Source organism: Streptomyces sp. NPDC091282, from assembly GCF_044757385.1.
GTDB lineage: Bacteria > Actinomycetota > Actinomycetes > Streptomycetales > Streptomycetaceae > Streptomyces > Streptomyces gramineus.
In genome coordinates this window covers 58,883-77,489 of the sequence record NZ_JBIVUX010000015.1, presented here as the reverse complement: position 1 = coordinate 77,489, position 18,607 = coordinate 58,883, and the positions used below count along the sequence as shown (strand labels likewise).

Genomic DNA, 18,607 nt, shown 5'->3' with positions numbered 1-18,607 from the left:
TCGTGGTGTCCCGGGCCGGCCCTCGCACCCGCGGTCGTGCCACGGGAGGAGGCCGTACGGATGTGCTCGCGTCCTTCGCTTCCGGAGTCTTCGGGCTCCTGCAAGAGCGGGTGACCCCGCGCGTGCCGGGCAAACACCGTTCGCCCGGTGCCCTGCGACCCGGTTCGGCGCGGTACGGCCGGGCTGTCCGGCATCCAGCGTGGTCCCACCGGGCTTCTGCCGCCACTCGGGGACGCCGTTCCCCGAGACCCCGAAGGCCCTGTGGCACTCGGCTCAGGACGTCGGACGGGCGCCCGTGAACATGGCGATCAGGCCGTGCGGGGTGTCGTCGCCGAACATCAGTTCGTGGAGCTGGGCGGCGTCCTCGTACTCCGCGGCGCCGCGGGCGAACATGGCCTCCTCGAACTCCGTGAGCGCGGCCTCGGTGTCGTCGGGGTGCGCGGCCAGGGCCTTGCCGAGTTCGGCGCCGTCGTACATGGCCAGGTTGGCGCCCTCGCCGTTCGGGATCATGAGATGGGCGGCGTCGCCGAGCAGCGTCACTCCCGGCACCCGGTCCCAGCGGTGCCCGCCGGGCAGGGTGTGCAGGGGACGGAGCACGGGAGCGGTCTCGCCGTCGGTGATCAGCGCGGTGAGTTCGGGTGCCCAGCCGTCGAACTCCGCCGCGATCCGCGCGGCCGCCGCCGGGGCGTCGGTGAAGTCGACGCCGGCGAACCAGTCCAGGGTCCTGCGCAGCGCCACGTAGGTGTGCAGGGTCCCGCCGGTCTCCCGGTGGGCCTGGATCCCCTTGCCCGGCGCGAGCGCGAACATCGCGCCGTCGCCGACCGCCTTCGCGGCGGCCGGGTGCCGGGTCCCGGCGTCGAAGAGACAGGTCTCGACGAACGAGGTGCCGGTGTACTCGGGCACCGCGCCGGACAGCAGCGGCCGGACCCTGGACCACGCGCCGTCCGCGCCCACCAGGAGGCTCGTGGTGACGGTGCTGCCGTCGGAGAACGTCACCTCGTGGCGGCCGTCGCCGAGGGCGCGGACCCGGTCCGCCTTCCGGCCCCAGTGGACGGTGCCGGGCGGCAGCGAGTCGAGCAGGATCCGCCGCAGCTCTCCGCGCAGCACCTCGGGGCGGCCGCCGGTGCCGTCGTCGGGCTCCTCGTACAGCACCGTGCCGTCCGGTGCGAGGGCCCGGCTCGCCTCGCGGCCCGGCAGGACGAGGGCGCGGAACTCCTCGGTCAGGCCCGCCGCCGCCAGGGCGGGCTGCCCGTTGTGCTCATGGATGTCGAGCATCCCGCCCTGGGCCCGCGCCGCCGGGGAGGCCTCCGCCTCGTGGACGGTGACCGGGATTCCGTGCACGTGCAGGACCCGGGCGAGCGTGAGGCCGCCGAGTCCGGCGCCGATGATCGTGACGTGCGTGCGCATGACGTTCTCCTTCGTCTCTCTGGTACGCCGTTCCAGCATGGAACGACGCTCCATGCTGGAACGTCGCTCCAGATGTGTCAAGATGAGGGCATGGCAACGCGGACGCGCCGCTCGCAGCGGCGCACGGAGGCGCTCTCGCGGGAGCGCATCGTCGAGGCCGCCGTCGAGCTGCTCGACGCGGCCGGGGAGGGCGGGCTCACCTTCCGGGCGCTCACCGAGCGCCTCGCCACCGGCCCCGGAGCGGTCTACTGGCATGTCGCGAACAAGGACGAGCTGCTGGCCGCCGCCACCGAGGGCGTCGTCACCGCCGCCCTGACCGAGGCCGCCGCGCCCCCCGAGGACTCGCCGCGGGACGGCGTCCGCGCCGTGGCGCTCGGCCTGTCCGGCGCCGTCGAGGAACATCCCTGGCTGGCCACCCAGCTCGCCCTGCAGCTCGCCCGCAACCCCTGGGGGACGGTGACGGCACCGATCTTCGAGAGCCTCGGCCGCCGGGTCCGCGCGCTCGGCGTGCCCGAGAGCGGCTGGTTCACGGCGACCTCGGCGCTGCTCCACTACATCCTCGGCGCCGCCGGGCAGAACGCCGCCAACGCCACCGCCCCCGGAACCCCCACCGGACGCGCGGAGTTCCTCGGTGCCGTCTCCGCGGCCTGGAAGGACCTGGACCCGGACGACTATCCGTTCACCCGGGCCGTCGCCGACCAGGTGCGCGAGCACGACGACCGCGAGCAGTTCCTCGCCGGGATCGACTTCGTCCTCACCGGCATCACCACGCTCCATCCGCCCGGCGCACCGCCGCGGACCCCGCCCGCCGGGACCTGACCCGCACGCGGGAAGGGGCCGGGCCGGGACCCCGCGGTCCCGGCCCGGCCCCTTCCCGTACGTCTCAGACCGCGTGCACGGTTCCCGCGTACCGCTGCGCGAACCGCGTCCCGGTCGCCGCCGTCACCGTGAAGTCGTACCGGCCCTCGTCGGTGCGCCAGGTCAGCCGGGAGCGGCCGCCCGCCTTGACCCACACGGTCCGCTCCGTGCCGGCGAAGTCGTTCGGGGTGATGGTGAAGGCCGCCTCGGCGCCGCCGGCGTTGCGCAGCTCCACCTCGATCCTGGCGTCGTCGGGGTGCGTGGCGTGCGTCAGCGTGGCGGTGACCGACGGCACCGCGACGTCGTCCTGGCCGTCGCGCACGACCGTCCCGGCGAAGCGGCGGACGAACCCGTCCGCGCCGTGCACCGAGAAGTCGTAGCGTCCGTCGGTCGCCGACGCGTCCCACACGTAGCTGCGCGAGGAGCCCGCCGGGACGGTGAACGGCACCCCGGTGAAGGGCGGTTCGGCGTTCGGCAGCACGGTGAAGTGGTAGCCGACGGTGCCGTCGTTGACGAGCGAGCAGGTGACCTTGCCGGTGGTGCGGTCGACGGTGACATCGGCCCACGGACGGTAGGGCAGCGGGCGGTGCGGGCGCCGGCCCGGTTCCTGCGCCGGCATGGACTGCTGGTCGGGTATCTTCACCGCCGGCAGCGCGCTGCCCGCGTCGGCCCTCGCCATCAGCGCGACCGTGTCCGGCAGCCGCGGGATGCTGTAGTCGGGCCGGGTGAAGTCGAAGCAGCTGGTCAGGTCGCCGCAGACGGTGCGCCGCCACTCGGAGATGTTGGGCTCGCGCACCCCGGTGACCCGCTCCAGGAACCGCAGCACCGACGTGTGGTCGAAGACCTGCGAGTCGACCCAGCCGCCGCGCGACCACGGCGAGACCGCCCACAGCGGCACCCGGCTGCCCAGCCCGATCGGCTTGCCGTCCGCGAACTCGTCCTTGGTGCCCGGCTCCGGCGACGGCGGGATGACGTGGTCGAAGTACCCGTCGTTCTCGTCGTACATGAGCAGGAACACGGTGTGCTTCCACACCTCGGGGTTGGCGAACAGCGACTGGAGCGCGGTGTCCACCCAGTGCGCGCCGTAGTCGGGGCTGGCCGCCGGGTGCTCGCAGAACAGGTACGGCGCCACCAGCCAGGAGACGGTCGGCAGGGTGCCGTCCTTGCAGTGCCGGTCGAACGCCGTGAGGTCGAACTTCGTCATGGCGTTGACGTACCGCGGGTCGTCCTTGGGGAAGGCGTGGAACTGCTTGAAGTACGACAGCGCGTTGTCGTCGTAGTCGCCGTAACGGTCGTCCGAGCCGTCGGGGTTGTGGTAGACCCGCCAGCTCACACCGGCCTGCTCCAGGCGTTCGGCGTACGTCGTCCAGTCCGCCACCGGGTTGTCGGTGACCGGGGTGTTGTCGGTCCACGGGCCCGTGGTGCCGTCGACGCCGGGGCCCGCGGTGCCGGTCCACAGGTAGAGACGGTTGGGGTCGGTGGGGCCGTTGAGCGAGCAGTGGTAGCCGTCGCACAGGGTGAACGCGTCGGCCAGCGCGTACTGGTAGGGGATGTCCTCGCGGGTGAAGTAGCCCATGGTCCGCTCGCCCTTGGCGGACACCCACTTGTCCATGGCACCGCCGTCCACGGCGGTGTGCCCGGTGTCCCAGTCGTGCGGCAGGCCCCCGGCGTTCTGCGCGTTGTACTTGGTGGTGTCCATGCGGAAGGGCAGCAGGTAGCCCTCCTTGCGGCCCCTGTCGGGCTGGCGGAACACCGGGTCGCCGTTGGCCAGCACGCTGGCCTGCCGGTCGCCGAAGCCCCGGACGCCGCTCAGGGTCCCGAAGTAGTGGTCGAAGCTGCGGTTCTCCTGCATCAGGATCACCACGTGCCTGACGTCGTCGATGCTGCCGCGGGTCTTGTCGCGCTGCGCCGCCTCCGCGGTGCCGGGCAGTCCGGCGGTGGCGGCGACGGCGGCCGTCGCGGCGGTGGTGCCGATGAAGGTGCGGCGGCTGATCTCGGTCATGGGAGGAAGTCCTTCGGGTCGTTCGGGTCAGCCGCGGCGGGACAGGGAGAAGGTGACGACGGCGGCCGCGTGGTCGGAGGGCCAGCCGTTGGCGGCGGTGTCCGGCACCGGCCGAGGCCAGCCGGTGACCAGGCTGTGGGCCTCCAGCACCCGCAGCTTGCCGGCGTACTGGACCTGGTCGATCCGGTCCTGCGGTTCCGTACCGCCGCCCTCGTGCCGCGGCCTGACGGGGGACCAGGTGATGCCGGGATCCTTCGCCGGGTTCGAGCGGACCTCGCGGAAGGCGTCGACCAGGCCGGCCGCCTCCAGGGCCTCGGTGACCGGCCAGCGCACCCGGCCGACGCCCTGGTGCGCGGACGCGGTCCGGTCCGTCCAGTCGTGGTGCGAGGGCGAGGCGAGACCGGCCGCCAGCACGACGGGCGCACGGGCGTCGAGGTCCGGGCGCATCGCCGCCACCAGGGCGCGGACCTGCGCGTAACGGGCCGTGGCACGCTCCGCGCTCTCGATCTGAGCGGCGGTCCTGCCCGCCGCCAGCGCGTAGGGGCCGTAGTCCGCCTCGTCCAGCTGGGCGGCCCAGATCCGTACGGTCCGGTCGCCGGGCAGGTGCAGCGTCGCCGCGGCGGCCGGCAGCGCGCCGGTCGGAGCGACCGTGTCGGTCAGCGGGTGACGGCTGACGATGCCGAGACCGCCGGCCTGGTGGGCGTGCCAGCCGAGCGCCGCCGCGAGGTCGGCGGCTCCCTTCGCACCGCACTCCTGGAGGGCCACGACGTCCAGGTCCTGGGTGAGCACCAGCCGGACCTGCTTCTCCAGGAACCCGTCGGCATGGCTGCCGCCGTCCCACAGGTTCAGCGTGGCGGCCTTGAGCCGGAGCCGGTCCCGCAAGGCGCGCACCGGTACCTGGACGGTCACGGTGTCGCGGCCCACGGCGCTGTCGGTCACCGAGACCACCACCCGGCCGGGCGTGCGCTGCCCGAGAACCGGCACCCGGCCGCTGACGGTGCCGTCCGCCGCCACCGACAGCCACGGGTCGCCTGCGGTACGGCGGAAGGTCGCCGCGCCGGCCGCGTTGCCCTCCGGCCGGATCCACAGACCGCCCAGGGACACCGAGAAGGAGGTGCCCGCGGTCTGCGCAGCGGTGGTCACGGCGTCCACGGCCGCGTGCGGGCGGGGGATGACGGGACGGACCGCGAAGGTGAACGGCGGCGTCCTGGCGAGGATGCCGTAGCCGTCCTTGGCCAGCAGGTAGGCGGTGTACTGCCCGGCGGCGAGCCCGGAGGTGTCCAGGGTGACGTCGCCGGAACCGGCCGGGGTGTACTGCCAGGCCAGTGAGGAACCCACGCCGGGCTGCCGGTCGCCGTCGTAGACGCCGATCCAGTTCTTCGCGTCGGGCGCCGACGTCGTCCAGTGGAAGGAGACCTTGTCGCCCTCGTGCGGATCGGGCGTCGTCAGCTCGACCGAGTCTCCGGCGTCCGTCCCGGCGAAGGTGAACGGCGCCGACTGGGCGAGGATGCCGTAGCCGTCCTTGGCCAGCAGGTAGGCGGTGTACGGTCCCGCGCCCAGCCCGGAGGTGTCGAGGGTGGTCTGCCCGGAGGTGCCGGGGACGTAGGCCCACACGAGGGAGCCGCCGCCGCTGCCGGGGCGCCGGTCGCCGTCGTAGACGCCGATCCAGTTCTTCGGGTCGGGCGCGTCGGTCGTCCAGTCGAAGGTCAGCCGGTCGCCGCGGTGCGGGGACGTCGGCGAGCCGACGCGGATGCCGCTGCCGGCCGCGGCGACCTGTGAGAGGGGTTGCACGGTGTTGGTCCTCTCCGCCCCGGACGCCGCAACGACGACGCCCAGGTGAGCAAAGTTGTCTATATAACTTCGCTCCACAGCAAGCCGGTCCACGGCGACGGCCACATGAACGACGGATGGCCGTCACCGGGGGATCAGACGGCATTCTGCACGGCTGCCGCAGGCGGTGAACACTCGATCGCCCATCAGAAAACGGCGGTTGACCTGCTGTCTCTCCAACTTCCCGAGCCGCGTCCGGCGTCGCGGCGCCGACCCGGCGCCGCTTCCGGGCAGCCGCCCTGCCGGTCCGTGACGCCGCCAGCCGACGGTCGCGCCGCCCCGGCTGCTGTGCACAGCAGCCGGGGCGGACGGATGGTGTTCCGGGTCAGTGCCGTCCGGGCGGAGGGTTGCCGGCGGCGTCCGCGTCCCGGCCGTGCGCGTCGGTGGCGTTCCAGGAGGCGAGGAGCGTGAGCGCGTCCTCGGCGGGAGTGCCGGCGGGTGCGCTGTAGACGACGACGCTCAGGCCGCTCCCGTCCGGCAACGCCATGGTCTCCTGGTCGAGTTCGAGGCCGCCGACCACGGGATGCACCAGCCGCTTGGTGCTCTGCCGGAAGACGTGCACTTCGTGGGAGCCCCACATGACCCGGAACGGGTCGCTGCGCGTGGACAGTTCGCCGATCAGGTCGGACAGCTCCCGGTCGTGCGGATCGCGGGCCGCCTCGACGCGCAGCGCGCCCACGGCGAAGCGTGCCATCACCTCCCAGTCCTGGTAGAAGCGGGTGGCCCCGGGGCTGAGGAAGGCGAACCGGGCGACGTTGCCCCGGCAGGCCGGGTCGGCGTACATCGGCGCGTACAGGGCCCGCCCCAGGTCGTTGGCGGCCAGGGTGTCCAGGCGGCCGTTCATGACGTACGCGGGCAGCCCCGGCATGCCCGCCACGATCCGCAGCACGCTCGGACGTACCGTCGGCCGGGCCGTCCGCCGCCGGGTCCGGGTGCCGGGCACCGGGCCGGCGGCGCGGGCGAGGTCGTGGAGGTAGGCGCGCTCGGTGTCGTCGAGCCGGAGCGCGCGGGCGAGCGCGTCCAGCACGCCGTCGGAGACGCCGCGGAGGCTGCCGCGTTCGAGGCGCGTGTAGTACTCGACGCTCACCCCGGCGAGCGCGGCGACCTCGCCGCGGCGCAGTCCGGGCACCCGCCGCGGACCGTAGGCGGGCAGTCCCGCCTGCTCGGGGGTGATCTTCTCGCGGCGTGAGCGGAGGAAGGCGCTGACCGCGTCCCGGTTGTCCATGCGGTCAGCCTAGGCAGGCTCGGCGCGCCGTGGGGGTCCCTGCCGGTACCCCTCACGGCAGGGGCTCCTCCGCGACGGCCGCGGGGCGTTGCATGGGGCGTGCCCCGAGCCGTCGGGGCACCGGACGAACCCGAGAGGACACGCGATGAACAGCGAGCAGACCAGGACGACGGCCGAACGCCCCGCCGATGTGGTGACCGGCCTCTACGCGGCGCTCGGCCGCGGGGACGTGGCGGGCGTCCTCGCGCACCTCGCTCCCGAGGTCGTCGTCGACGAGCCGGCCCCGCTGCCCTGGGGCGGTGTGCACCAGGGCAGTGAGGTGTTCGTGGGGTCGGTGCTGGGCGCGATGATGAGCTACGCGGCGGTGGCCGTCACGGAAGCCGAGGTGTTCGAGGGGCCGACCGGTGTGGTCGGGGTGCTCACCGGCACCCTCACCGCGCACACGACGGGCGAGGCCTTCCCCCTGACCATGGTCGAGCGCCACGAGGTCGCGGACGGTCTGGTGCGCAGGATCGACGTCTACACCAAGAACCCCCAGGAGCTCGCGGCCTTCTTCGCCCGCTCGGAACCCGGGATCGCCCGGTAGGCGGGCGACAGGCGTAGCGCAAAAACTTGCGCTACTTGCGTTCGCTTGCGGTTTGGTGACGCAAGCGTGTGGCGCGCACGCGAGGGACGGGCCGGGGTGTCCGGTGGTGTGAAGTACGCCTGGATGCTCGCCCTTTGACCACCCTTTGACCGCCCGTCCCGCCGGGTCGTGAGCGTTTCTGGTGAAACTTGTGCCGTCCTGCCTGTGGACCGACTCACAGGTCTCTGCAATATTTCGATGAAACAACGCAATATCCTGCGCACGTTCTCCGTGCGTGTACCCGCACCTTTCTGCCCCACTCCGCCAGGAACGAGCCGCCCTCGCCGCCCCATCGGCGCGCGAGCCTCCGCAGAAAGCGACCCCCGCATGACTCGACACAAGCCGAGATCCTTCAGGCGGCGAGCGGCGACCGCCGCGATCGCCTCCGCCGTCATGGTTCTGGGCCTGCCCGCCGTCGGCGCGCACGCGGCCGGCGGGCCCAACACCGCCGCGGACGCCAGGACCAAGGCGGGCAGCGCCCGCGCCGCACACGCGGCCGCCAACATCACCGACGGCGACACCGACACCTACTGGCAGGCCGGCAAGAAGTCCGCCCAGTGGGTCCAGACCGACCTCGGCCGGACCGAACGCGTCCGGCAGGTCGTGCTGCGGCTGCCCGAGAAGTGGCAGACCCGCAAGCAGACCCTGGCCCTCCAGGTCAGCGCCGACGGAACGAGCTTCGCCACCCTCAAGTCGTCGGCCCAGTACGTCTTCAGCCCCGGCAACGGCAACACGGTGAAGGTCTCGGTCCCCGGGACCCTCGCCCGCTACGTCCGGGCCGACTTCAGCGCCAACTCGGTGGCCGGCACCGGCCAGCTCGCCGAGATGCAGGTCCTCACGGCCGCCGCCTCGACCCCCAACCTCGCCCAGGGCAAGACCTTCACCGAGAGCGGCCACGCCGACGTTTACGGCGCGGCCAACGCCGGTGACGGCAACCGCAACACCTACTGGGAGAGCACCAACAACGCCTTCCCGCAGTGGCTCCAGGTCGACCTCGGTTCCTCGGTCAAGATCAACCAGGTGACGCTGCGGCTGCCCAGCGGCTGGCCGAGCCGCAGTCAGACGCTGAAGATCCAGGGCTCGACCGACAACCAGAACTTCACCGACCTGACGGCCTCGAAGGCGTACACCTTCGACAGCTCCAACGACCAGTCGGCGACCATCGCCCTCGACACGACCACCACGCGCTACGTCCGCGCGCTGATCACCGCAAACAGCGGCTGGCCCGCCGGGCAGGTGTCCGAGCTGGAGGTCTACGGCCCGGCGACCGGCGACACCCAGGCGCCCACCGCCCCGGCCAATCTGGCCTACACCGAGCCCGCCACCGGCCAGATCAAGCTGACCTGGAGCGCGGCCACCGACGACACCGCCGTCACCGGCTACGACGTCTACGCCAACGGCCAGTTGCGGGCGAGCGTCGCGGGCAACGTCCTGACCTACACCGACACCCAGCCGGCCGGCAGCGACATCACCTACTTCGTGCGGGCCAAGGACGCGGCGGGCAACGTCTCCGCCAACAGCAACAGCGTCACCCGCAAGGGCGCGAGCGGCGACACCCAGGCACCCACGGCGCCCGGCAACCTCGCCTACACCCAGTCCGGCAGCGACGTGAAGCTCACCTGGCAGGCGTCCAGCGACAACGTCCAGGTCACCGGCTACGACGTCTACGCCAACGGCCAGCTCCTCAAGTCCGTCGCGGGCACCGTCACGACGTACACCGACACCCCGTCGGCGGCGGCCACGGTCACCTACTACGTGAAGGCCAAGGACGCCGCGGGCAACGTCTCGGTGGCGAGCAACAGCGTCACCCGGGCCGGCTCCGGCGGAGGCTCCGACCTCGCCCAGGGCAAGCCCATCGACGCCTCCTCGTACACCTTCACCTACGTCGCGGCCAACGCCAACGACGGCCAGGTCGGCACCTACTGGGAGAGCGCCGGCGGTTCCTACCCGGCGACCCTCACCACCAAGCTGGGCGCCAACGCCGACCTCTCCCAGGTCGTCGTCAAGCTCAATCCGGACGCCGCCTGGTCGACCCGCACCCAGAACATCCAGGTGCTCGGCCGCGACCAGGACGCCACGGCCTTCACCAGCCTCGCCGCGGCGAAGGACTACACGTTCAACCCGTCGACCGGCAACACCGTGACCATCCCGGTCTCCGGCGCCGCCGCCGACATCCAGCTGAAGTTCACGTCCAACACCGGTGCCCCGGGCGCGCAGGTGGCCGAGGTGCAGGTGATCGGCACCCCGGCGGCCAACCCGGACCTCAAGGTCACCGGGATCACCAACTCGCCCTCCGCTCCGGTCGAGTCGGACGCCATCAGCCTGACGGCGACCGTCACCAACAGCGGCAGCAAGGCCTCCAAGGCCACCGACCTGAACTTCACGCTCGGCGGCACCAAGGTCGCCACGGCCGACGTGCCCGCCCTCGCGGCCGGCGCGTCGACGACGGTCACCGCGAGCATCGGCAGCCGGGACGCGGGCAGTTACCCGGTCGGCGCCGAGGTGGACCCGTCGAACAAGGTCATCGAGCAGAACGAGGCGAACAACGTCTTCACCCGCTCGGAAGCCCTGGTCGTCAAGCCGGTCTCCAGCTCGGACCTGGTGGCGGCGCCGGTCGCCTGGACGCCGTCCAGCGCCTCGGCGGGCGACTCGGTCGCCTTCACCGTCGCCCTCAAGAACCAGGGAACCGTGGCCTCGGCCTCCGGCGCCCACGGCGTCACCCTGACCGTCCTGGACGCCAACGGCGCCACGGTCAAGACGCTCAGCGGCTCCTACAGCGGCGCGATCGCGTCCGGTCAGACCACCGCGCCGATCTCGCTCGGCTCCTGGACGGCCGTCAACGGCAAGTACACCGTCAAGACGGTCATCGCCGACGACGCCAACGAACTGCCGGTCAAGCGCACCAACAACACCACCACGCAGACCCTGTTCGTCGGCCGCGGCGCGGACATGCCGTACGACATGTACGAGGCCGAGGACGGCACGGTCGGCGGCGGCGCCCAGGTCGTCGGTCCCAACCGGACCATCGGCGACATCGCGGGCGAGGCGAGCGGACGCAAGGCGGTGACGCTCAACAGCACCGGCCAGTACGTCGAGTGGACCACCCGCGCGGCGACCAACACCCTGGTCACCCGCTTCTCGATCCCGGACGGCACCAACACCACCCTGAACGTCTACGTCGACGGCCAGTTCCTCAAGGCCATCGACCTCACCTCGAAGTACGCCTGGCTCTACGGCAGCGAGACCGCGCCCGGCAACTCGCCCGGCTCCGGTGCCCAGCGCCACATCTACGACGAGGCCAACCTGCTGCTCGGCAAGACCGTGCCGGCCGGTTCCAAGATCCGCCTCCAGAAGGACGCGGCCAACACCTCCACCTACGCCATCGACTTCATCAACCTCGAACAGGCCACGCAGATCGCGAACCCGGACCCGGCCGCGTACACGGTCCCGGCCGGCTTCACGCAGCAGGACGTGCAGAACGCCCTGGACAAGGTCCGCATGGACACCACGGGCAAGCTCGTCGGCGTCTACCTGCCGGCCGGTGACTACGAGACCTCCAGCAAGTTCCAGGTCTACGGCAAGGCCGTCAAGGTCGTCGGGGCCGGACCGTGGTTCACCCGCTTCCGTGCCCCCTCCTCGCAGGAGAACACGGACGTCGGCTTCCGCGCCGAGTCCACCGCCAACGGCTCGACCTTCTCCGGCTTCGCCTACTTCGGCAACTACACGTCCCGGATCGACGGCCCGGGCAAGGTGTTCGACTTCTCCAACGTCGCCAACATCACGATCGACAACATCTGGGCCGAGCACATGGTGTGCCTCTACTGGGGCGCCAACACCGACAACATGACCATCTCCAACACCCGTATCCGGGACACGTTCGCCGACGGCATCAACATGACGAACGGCTCCACGGACAACCACGTCGTCAACAACGACGCCCGCGCCACGGGCGACGACAGCTTCGCGCTCTTCTCGGCCATCGACGCCGGCGGCGCCGACGAGAAGAACAACCTCTACGAGAACCTGACGTCCACGCTCACCTGGCGGGCCGCGGGCATCGCCGTGTACGGCGGCTACAACAACACCTTCCGCAACATCCGGGTCGCCGACACGCTCGTCTACTCCGGCATCACGATCTCCTCGCTGGACTTCGGCTACCCGATGAACGGCTTCGGCACCGATCCGACGACGATCGAGAACGTCTCCCTGGACCGCACGGGCGGCCACTTCTGGGGCTCCCAGGTCTTCCCCGCCATCTGGGCGTTCTCCGCCTCGAAGGTCTTCCAGGGCATCAGGGTCAACGACGTGGACATCGACTCCTCCACCTACGGAGGCGTGATGTTCCAGACCAACTACGTCGGCGGCCAGCCGCAGTTCCCGGTGAAGGACACCATCTTCACCGACATCTCCATCACCAACTCCAAGAAGAGCGGAGACGCCTTCGACGCCAAGTCCGGCTTCGGCATCTGGGCCAACGAACTGCCCGAGCCCGGTCAGGGTCCGGCGGTCGGCGAGGCCACCTTCCGCAACCTGCGGATGAGCGGCAACGCCCAGGACGTCAAGAACACGACCAGCACCTTCAAGATCAACATCCAGTAGGCCCCGGAGGGCCATGACGGGAAGGGGCGTCCCCGGCGGGGGCGCCCCTTCCTTCCGTGTCTCCTCAGCGCGAGGAGGGACGCGGCGGCGGCCCGGTGAGGAGGTGGTGCTCGTGCGCCTCGTAACGGCCGCGCTCCCGGGCGGTGGCCCGCCGCCCGGACAGGACCGTGGTCAGCCAGCCGGCCAGGAAGCCCGCGGGTACGGAGACGAGCGCGGTCGTGTTGTACGGGAACCAGGCGAAGTCGGCCTCCGGGAAGGCCGACAGCGGTGTCCCCGACACCAGGGTGGTGCCGGGAGCCAGGGCCAGGACGCTCAGCGAGCCCACGATGAGCGTGGCCAGGAGCGCGGGGCGCGTGTAGCGGCGCCAGAACAGCGTGTAGAGGAGCGCGGGCGCGATGGCCGAGGCGCCGAGGGTGAAGGAGACGGTCGCCAGCGGCTGCAGGCTGCGGTGCTGGGCGAGGACGGCCAGCAGGATGGTCGGGATGCCCACGGCCAGCGCGCTGAACCGGGCGATCGCCAACTCCCGTGCCGGAGCGGGAGGCTTGGCGCGGGACGCGGTCAGGTCGTGGGCGAGGGTGTTGGCGCAGGCGAGCGTCATGCTGGCCACGGAGGCGAGGAGGGTGAGGAAGACGGCGGTGGTGACGGTGGCGAAGAGCAGGCTCTCCGGACGCGACAGCGTCGTCCCGAACGCGGCTCGGGCGCCCAGCAGATAGGCGGTCGTGCCGTGCGTGTCCGCCTCGGCGATCCGTTCACGGCCGAGGAGCGCGGTCGCGCCGACGCAGATCAGGGTGAGCATCAGGATGAACAGCGTCACCGAGGAGACCGCCCACGACATGGCGCGGCGGACCTGGCGCGGGGTGCCGGCGGTGTACATCCGCATGGTGACGTGCGGCAGGCAGGCGCCGCCGAGCACGATCGCGCACTGGGTGCTGGCCATGTCCAGCGCGGGATGCGGACTGCTGGAGTACTGCAGGCCCCACCGCAGATAGGCGGGCCCCGCGCCGCTCCGCCCGGCCGCCGCATGGAACAGCGCCTGGGGCTGCCAGTCGAACAGCCGCAGCATCAGGACGCTCACCACCAGCCCGGAGCCGAGCAGCACCACGGTCTTGATGATCTGGACCAGCGCGGTGCCGGGCATCCCGCCCAGCGCCGCATACGTGATCATGAGGACGCCGGCCCCGGCCACGCACCCGTTCTTCATGCCGGGATCGGTGAACCCGAGGACGTACGCGAGGAGTTCGCCGACCCCGGCGAGCTGGACGACCATCATCGGGACGAGCGCGGCCAGGGTGACCAGGCAGGCCGTCACGCGCACCGAGCGCGCCGGGTGACGCTGGGCCAGCGCGTCTCCCATGGTGTAACGGCCGGTGTTGTGGAGGGGTTCGGCCAGCAGGAACATCAGCAGCAACAGGGACAGCAGGGCGCTCAGGGCCAGGACGATGCCGTCGTAGCCGCACAGGGCGATGATCCCCCCGATGGTGAGGACGGTGGCGGCGGATATGTAGTCGCCCGCGACCGCGAGGCCGTTGCGGATCGGTGAGAGCGACCGGTAGCCGGTGTAGAACTCGGCGAGGTCGTCCGCCTCCGGTCCGGTGAGGACGCACAGCAGCAGGGTGAGGGCGACGACGGTGCAGAACGCGACGAGGGACCAGGACTGTGCGGAGCCGCTGAACTCGGTCACGGTGCCTGCTCCCGGTCCGCGACGGCCACCCGCAGCTGGCGCCGGGCCCGGCGGGCCAGGGGATCCACGAAGCGGTGCGCGGCGGCCTCGTAGAGCAGGACCGCGAGCCAGGTGACCGGGATCTGGACCAGGGCCAGCACCAGCCCGGTCGGCAGACCGCCGGGGCCGGGCCTGGCCATCAGGGCGGGCGCCTTGACGGTCAGGGTGAGGAAGGCGGCGAAGTATCCGAGCGCGGTGATGGTCGCCACCCGCCGCTGCCATCGGTAGGCGCGCCGCAGCAGGCGCAGGGTGCGGTGGGCGCCGGAGTGCGGGTCCGGCGAACGGACCTCCAGGAGCACCGGCTCATCGGTCGACCAGGCGGGGGAGGGGCGGTCGTACGGGGGCCGGTCCGAGGGTAACTCGGGCAGATCATGCGACATTTCGGCAACTCCTCGTAGGAGACCCGGCCCCGTGTGCGGGGGACCGTGAGCGCGGAGAGCGGTTCGGGTGACCGCACGCCGTGCGGCCGGAAGGTCGAGCGATGGCACCGGTCGTCCGGGACGTCGTGTCGTACGTCGCGATCGTGTGAACAGGGCGCCATGGTCTCCGGCGGGGGAGGTGATCCGCCAGAGGCGCGGTCGCGGTCGGCAGGGGCGGTCCGCGGTGTGCGGAGCTGACCGTGGAATCTCTGCCCAGGAGTGATGAAGCATTAACGGAGCGCGAGGTGGCGCGAAATCTTCCAAGAGTGCGCCGTCGCACACCTCATGAGCCCCAGGACGCTCACGGACGCCGCTCCGGCCCGCAGGACCACGTCCGGATCCCGCCAGCGCCCCGGCCGGGCCCGCGCCACCCTGAACACATGACCTCGCCCTTCCCGCCCCGGCCCATCCCGTCCACGACCCTGAGGGAACTCCGCGGCCACGACGACGCCGGTGCCCCGATGCGCCCCTACCCGGACGACGAAGGGGGCGCGCCGCTGCGCTGCTGCCTGCGCTCCAGCACCCGGGGCGAGCTGATCGCCCTCGTCTGCTACGCCCCGCTGCGCCGCTGGGCGGCGGAGACCGACGCCGATCCCGGGGCGTACGACGAGCAGGGGCCGGTCTTCATCCACGCCGAGGACTGCGGCGGCCCGGCCGGCGAGAGCACCAGCTATCCGTGGGCGCGGCCCGGCGCCCTGCGCGTCCTGCGCCGCTACGACCGCCGGGGCCGCATCACGGGCGGCCGCATGCTCCAGCTCCCCGACGACCCGCACGCCGCCTTCGACAACGCCCTCGCGGAGGCCTTCGCCGATCCCGCGACCGACCAGGTGCACGTACGCGCCGTCGAGTACGGCTGCTTCCACTTCCGCGTCGACCGCCCCCGGACCCCTGCGGCGGCGACACCGGACCGGTAGGGTCGCGGGCACCATGCGCATCCTCTCCGAGACGTCCCGCGACGGAGTCCGCGAACAGCTCTTCGTCCTCGACGAGATCCCCGGCGTCCTGTGGACACCGGACGGCGCCGCCGGGACCCGTCCCCTCGTCGTGCTGGGACACGGCGGCGGCCGGCACAAGCGGGCCCCCGAGATCGTGGACCGGGCGCGCCGTCTCGTGACCGGTTTGGGCTTCGCCGTGGCGGCGGCCGACGTCCCCAACCACGGCGACCGGCCCCTGGACGAGACGTACGACCGGATCGCGGCGGAGAACCAGGCGCGGGTGGCGGCCGGCGAGGAACTCGCGCCGCTTCTCGCGCGGTTCCAGGCGCTCGTGGCCCGGCAGACCGTCCCGGAGTGGCGGGCGGTGGTCTCCGCGGTCCAGCGGCTCGGGCACGTGGGCGAGGGCCCGGTGGGCTACTGGGGAGTGTCGCTGGGCTGCGGCCTCGGCGTGCCCTTCGTCGCCGCCGAACCCCGGGTCCGCGCGGCGGTGCTGGGCCTCGGCGGCGTGACGGCCTCGGGCCAGGACGCGGCGCGGATCACGGTTCCGGTGGAGTTCCTGGTGCAGTGGGACGACGAGCGCGTGCCGCGTGACCAGTGCCTCGCGCTGTTCGATGCCTTCGGGTCGGCCGAGAAGAGCCTCCGGGCCCATCCGGGCCGCCACGCGGACCTCCCGTCCTTCGAACAGGAGACCACGGCCGCGTTCCTCGCCCGCCACTTCACCTGACCCGGCCGGCGTCAGTACGCGTGGTGGACCTGCCAGAACGCCCAGGCCTGGCAGGGGCTGCCGTAGGCGCTGTTCATGTAGTTGAGGCCCCACTTGATCTGGGTGGCCGGGTTGGTCTGCCAGTCGGCGGCGACCGTGGCCATCTTGGAGCCCGGCAGCGCCTGCACGAGGCCGTAGGCGCCGGAGGAGGGGTTGACGGCGAGGTAGTTCCAGGTGGACTCGTGGTCCACGATGTTGCTGAAGCACTGGAACTGGCCGCTGCCCACGATCTGGGCGGCCATCGCCTTGAGCTGCGCCACGGTGTACGAACTCCGCACGGCGAAGGTGGCGGTGGGATCGCCGGCCGCGGCACGCTCCTCGGCGGCCTTGTCGGCCGCGGCCTTCTTGGCCTCCGCGGTCCTGGCCGCCGCCGTCCGGGCCGCGTGCTCGGCGTCCTTCCGGGCGCTCGCGTCGGCCTGCACGGCCACGGCGTCGGCCTGCCGGGTCAGCGACGCGGTCTGCACCTGCGCCTGCTGACCCGCGGGCAGGTCCGCGAGGAGGGTGGCATCGGTCGCCGGCTGGGCGTCGTTGTTCTGCGCGCTGCTGCCCGAGGCGACGCCGACGACGCTTCCGACCGCGGTGACCGCCGTGGCCGAGGCCACCGCCAGTCCTCTCAACGGCATGGGGCTCATCCGCATCGCATCCTCTTCGCCGGTGCCACGCTGTGCGGTGCCCGACGACGTGACGGTTCGCTTGCCGGGGCGGGCGGTCGGAACACTCTTGCGCGCGAGACCGGCCGGCGCAATCCCGGGCGTTGTGCCGCTCCTCACATTCCGCGAGGGGCCGGGCTGGGTGAGCACGTTCAACGGCCGCGCGGGGCCGGGCCGGTGCCTCGCCGGAGCGGGCGCAGGGGCCGGAGGGCCGCCGTCCTAGCGGTCCGGCTCGTCGTCCCGGTAGAAGGCGGCGAGTGCCGCGTTGCGGAGGACGGCCTCGGCGCGGTCCCAGGTCCAGCCGCTGTCGGTCACGAGGGACCGCCAGCCGGCGGGGCCGAACCAGTGCCAGAGCAGGTCGCCCGTCTCCGCGACGGAGTGGACCGGCGGCGGGGACAGAGTGTGCAGATGGCGGGCCGCGGTCCGCAGCGCGTCCCGGTAGTCCGCGGTGGCGCGCTCCCACAGCGCCTCGCCGTCCTCGTGGACCGGCAGCGCCTTGCGGATCGCCTCGTGCACGGTGAACTGGCCCTCGTTGCCGGCCCGGGTGCCGTGGGCCAGCGTGCGCAGCACCGACTCCGGCGTGCGCTCCGCGAGGATCGCCGCCATGGCCCGTTCGTAGCCGGAGGCGTCCACGCCCCGGTCGACGATCCGGTTCAGGATGTCGCTCTTGCTGCCGACGCTCGCGAAGACGGTCTTGGCGGCCACGCCCGCCGCCGCGGCGATGTCGGCCACGGTCACCCGCCCGTAGCCGCGCTCGGCGAACAGCTCCGTCGCCCGGACCAGGATCAGTTCACGGGTCCGCGCGGCGGCCTGCTCGCGCAGCGGGGAGACGTAGGAACGCTTGGCCTGCATGATCGCACTCTATCGCGATGAATTCATTAGGCGTGATGTAACCTCAATCTCCGATCGCCGCGATCGCACGGCCGACGAGAGGCAGCCCCGCCATGGGAATGGAACCCGCAGAACTGGCCCACGGACTCTTCCGGGTCCTCGAGACGGGAGATCCGGCGCTCGCCGCCGAGGTCGTCCACGAGGAGTTCCACAACCGGGAGGCGGCCGTGGCACCCGCGGCGTGCGCCCGGCCCGGCCCGGCCGGGGTCCTCGCCTCCGGCGCGTGGATGCGCTCCGCCTTCACCGGCCTGCACTTCCCGGTCCTGGCCACCGCGCTCGGCGACGACGAGGTCTGGGTGCGGCTGCGGATGCGGGGCCGCCACACGGGCGCCTTCGTCCGCTACCGCGACGGCGCCCTCGACCAGGCGATACCGCCCACCGGACGGGAGATCGACTTCGAGCAGATCCACGTGCTCGGCCTGCGGGACGGCAAGGTGGTCCGCCACGAGGCCGTACGCGACGACGTCACCATGCTCGGACAGCTCGGCGTCTTCCCGCCGGCGCCGCTCACGGCCCTGCGCATGGTCGCCTGGCGCCTCACCGGACGGGCGGCCCGCGCCGCCGCCCTGGTGACCGCGGAGGCGGCCGAGGCGGCCCTGGCGTCGCAGCAGGACACGGAAGGGAGCCGCTGAGGCTTCACCCGGCAGTGTGAACTCCCCGGCGCGCGGCGGGCGTTCCGCGCA

14 protein-coding genes are annotated in these 18,607 nt (G+C 72.3%); 6 read left to right on the top strand and 8 right to left on the bottom strand.

The genetic code is table 11. The features are described from left to right. Positions 1–273 precede the first annotated feature (273 nt). A complete protein-coding gene (locus ACIQOE_RS40360; protein ID WP_401417072.1) occupies positions 274–1,407 on the bottom strand; it encodes an FAD-dependent oxidoreductase in 1,134 nt (377 codons plus the stop codon). Positions 1,408–1,497: 90 nt separating this feature from the next. Here ACIQOE_RS40360 and ACIQOE_RS40355 point away from each other — a divergent pair, with 90 nt between their 5' ends. Further along, a complete protein-coding gene (locus tag ACIQOE_RS40355; protein WP_401417070.1) occupies positions 1,498–2,226 on the top strand; it encodes a TetR/AcrR family transcriptional regulator in 729 nt (242 codons plus the stop codon). 64 nt (positions 2,227–2,290) lie between these two features. Here the strand turns inward: ACIQOE_RS40355 and ACIQOE_RS40350 are convergent, their stop codons facing one another. From ACIQOE_RS40350 to ACIQOE_RS40340, 3 genes are all read right to left on the bottom strand, one after another. Next, a complete protein-coding gene (locus ACIQOE_RS40350; RefSeq protein ID WP_401417069.1) occupies positions 2,291–4,267 on the bottom strand; it encodes a phosphocholine-specific phospholipase C in 1,977 nt (658 codons plus the stop codon). A 27-nt stretch (positions 4,268–4,294) separates the two neighbouring features. Next, on the bottom strand, positions 4,295–6,058 hold the full coding sequence (locus tag ACIQOE_RS40345; RefSeq protein ID WP_401417067.1) for an endonuclease/exonuclease/phosphatase family protein: 1,764 nt from the start codon (positions 6,056–6,058) through the stop codon (positions 4,295–4,297). 364 nt (positions 6,059–6,422) lie between these two features. Continuing rightward, positions 6,423–7,322 (bottom strand): helix-turn-helix transcriptional regulator, encoded by a 900-nt coding sequence (locus tag ACIQOE_RS40340; protein WP_401417065.1) that lies wholly within the window; start codon positions 7,320–7,322, stop codon positions 6,423–6,425. Positions 7,323–7,467: 145 nt separating this feature from the next. Between ACIQOE_RS40340 and ACIQOE_RS40335 the strand changes: the two genes are divergently transcribed. Together ACIQOE_RS40335 and ACIQOE_RS40330 are read left to right on the top strand one after the other, a co-directional pair. Further along, positions 7,468–7,908 carry a nuclear transport factor 2 family protein gene (locus ACIQOE_RS40335; RefSeq protein ID WP_351328546.1) on the top strand — a complete coding sequence of 147 codons (441 nt, stop codon included), beginning with the start codon at positions 7,468–7,470 and terminating at the stop codon, positions 7,906–7,908. Between the two features lie 366 nt (positions 7,909–8,274). Then, complete coding sequence (locus ACIQOE_RS40330; RefSeq protein WP_401417063.1) at positions 8,275–12,546, top strand: discoidin domain-containing protein; 4,272 nt, start codon at positions 8,275–8,277, stop codon at positions 12,544–12,546. A gap of 64 nt (positions 12,547–12,610) precedes the next feature. Here ACIQOE_RS40330 and ACIQOE_RS40325 read toward each other — a convergent pair whose 3' ends face one another. Together ACIQOE_RS40325 and ACIQOE_RS40320 are read right to left on the bottom strand one after the other, a co-directional pair. Beyond that, positions 12,611–14,227: a cation acetate symporter gene (locus ACIQOE_RS40325; RefSeq protein WP_365561991.1), complete on the bottom strand. Its 1,617-nt coding sequence runs from the start codon at positions 14,225–14,227 to the stop codon at positions 12,611–12,613. Further along, on the bottom strand, positions 14,224–14,646 hold the full coding sequence (locus tag ACIQOE_RS40320; RefSeq protein ID WP_351328552.1) for a DUF485 domain-containing protein: 423 nt from the start codon (positions 14,644–14,646) through the stop codon (positions 14,224–14,226). The genes ACIQOE_RS40325 and ACIQOE_RS40320 overlap by 4 nt, the downstream gene beginning before the upstream one ends. A gap of 419 nt (positions 14,647–15,065) precedes the next feature. Between ACIQOE_RS40320 and ACIQOE_RS40315 the strand changes: the two genes are divergently transcribed. Further along, positions 15,066–15,599, top strand: coding sequence for a DUF1203 domain-containing protein (locus ACIQOE_RS40315; protein WP_401417062.1), 534 nt, complete (start codon positions 15,066–15,068; stop codon positions 15,597–15,599). A gap of 13 nt (positions 15,600–15,612) precedes the next feature. Beyond that, positions 15,613–16,344: a dienelactone hydrolase family protein gene (locus ACIQOE_RS40310; RefSeq protein WP_401417060.1), complete on the top strand. Its 732-nt coding sequence runs from the start codon at positions 15,613–15,615 to the stop codon at positions 16,342–16,344. 11 nt (positions 16,345–16,355) lie between these two features. On the opposite strand, the gene ACIQOE_RS40305 is transcribed toward ACIQOE_RS40310, so the two are convergent. Beyond that, entirely contained in the window at positions 16,356–17,015 is a 660-nt protein-coding gene (locus ACIQOE_RS40305) for a transglycosylase SLT domain-containing protein (RefSeq protein WP_351328559.1), read from the bottom strand. Between the two features lie 237 nt (positions 17,016–17,252). Then, positions 17,253–17,885 carry a TetR/AcrR family transcriptional regulator gene (locus ACIQOE_RS40300; protein WP_401417059.1) on the bottom strand — a complete coding sequence of 211 codons (633 nt, stop codon included), beginning with the start codon at positions 17,883–17,885 and terminating at the stop codon, positions 17,253–17,255. Positions 17,886–17,977: 92 nt separating this feature from the next. Between ACIQOE_RS40300 and ACIQOE_RS40295 the strand changes: the two genes are divergently transcribed. Next, positions 17,978–18,556, top strand: a complete 579-nt coding sequence (locus ACIQOE_RS40295; RefSeq protein ID WP_401417058.1) for an ester cyclase — start codon at positions 17,978–17,980, stop codon at positions 18,554–18,556. The last annotated feature ends 51 nt before the right edge of the window (positions 18,557–18,607 follow it).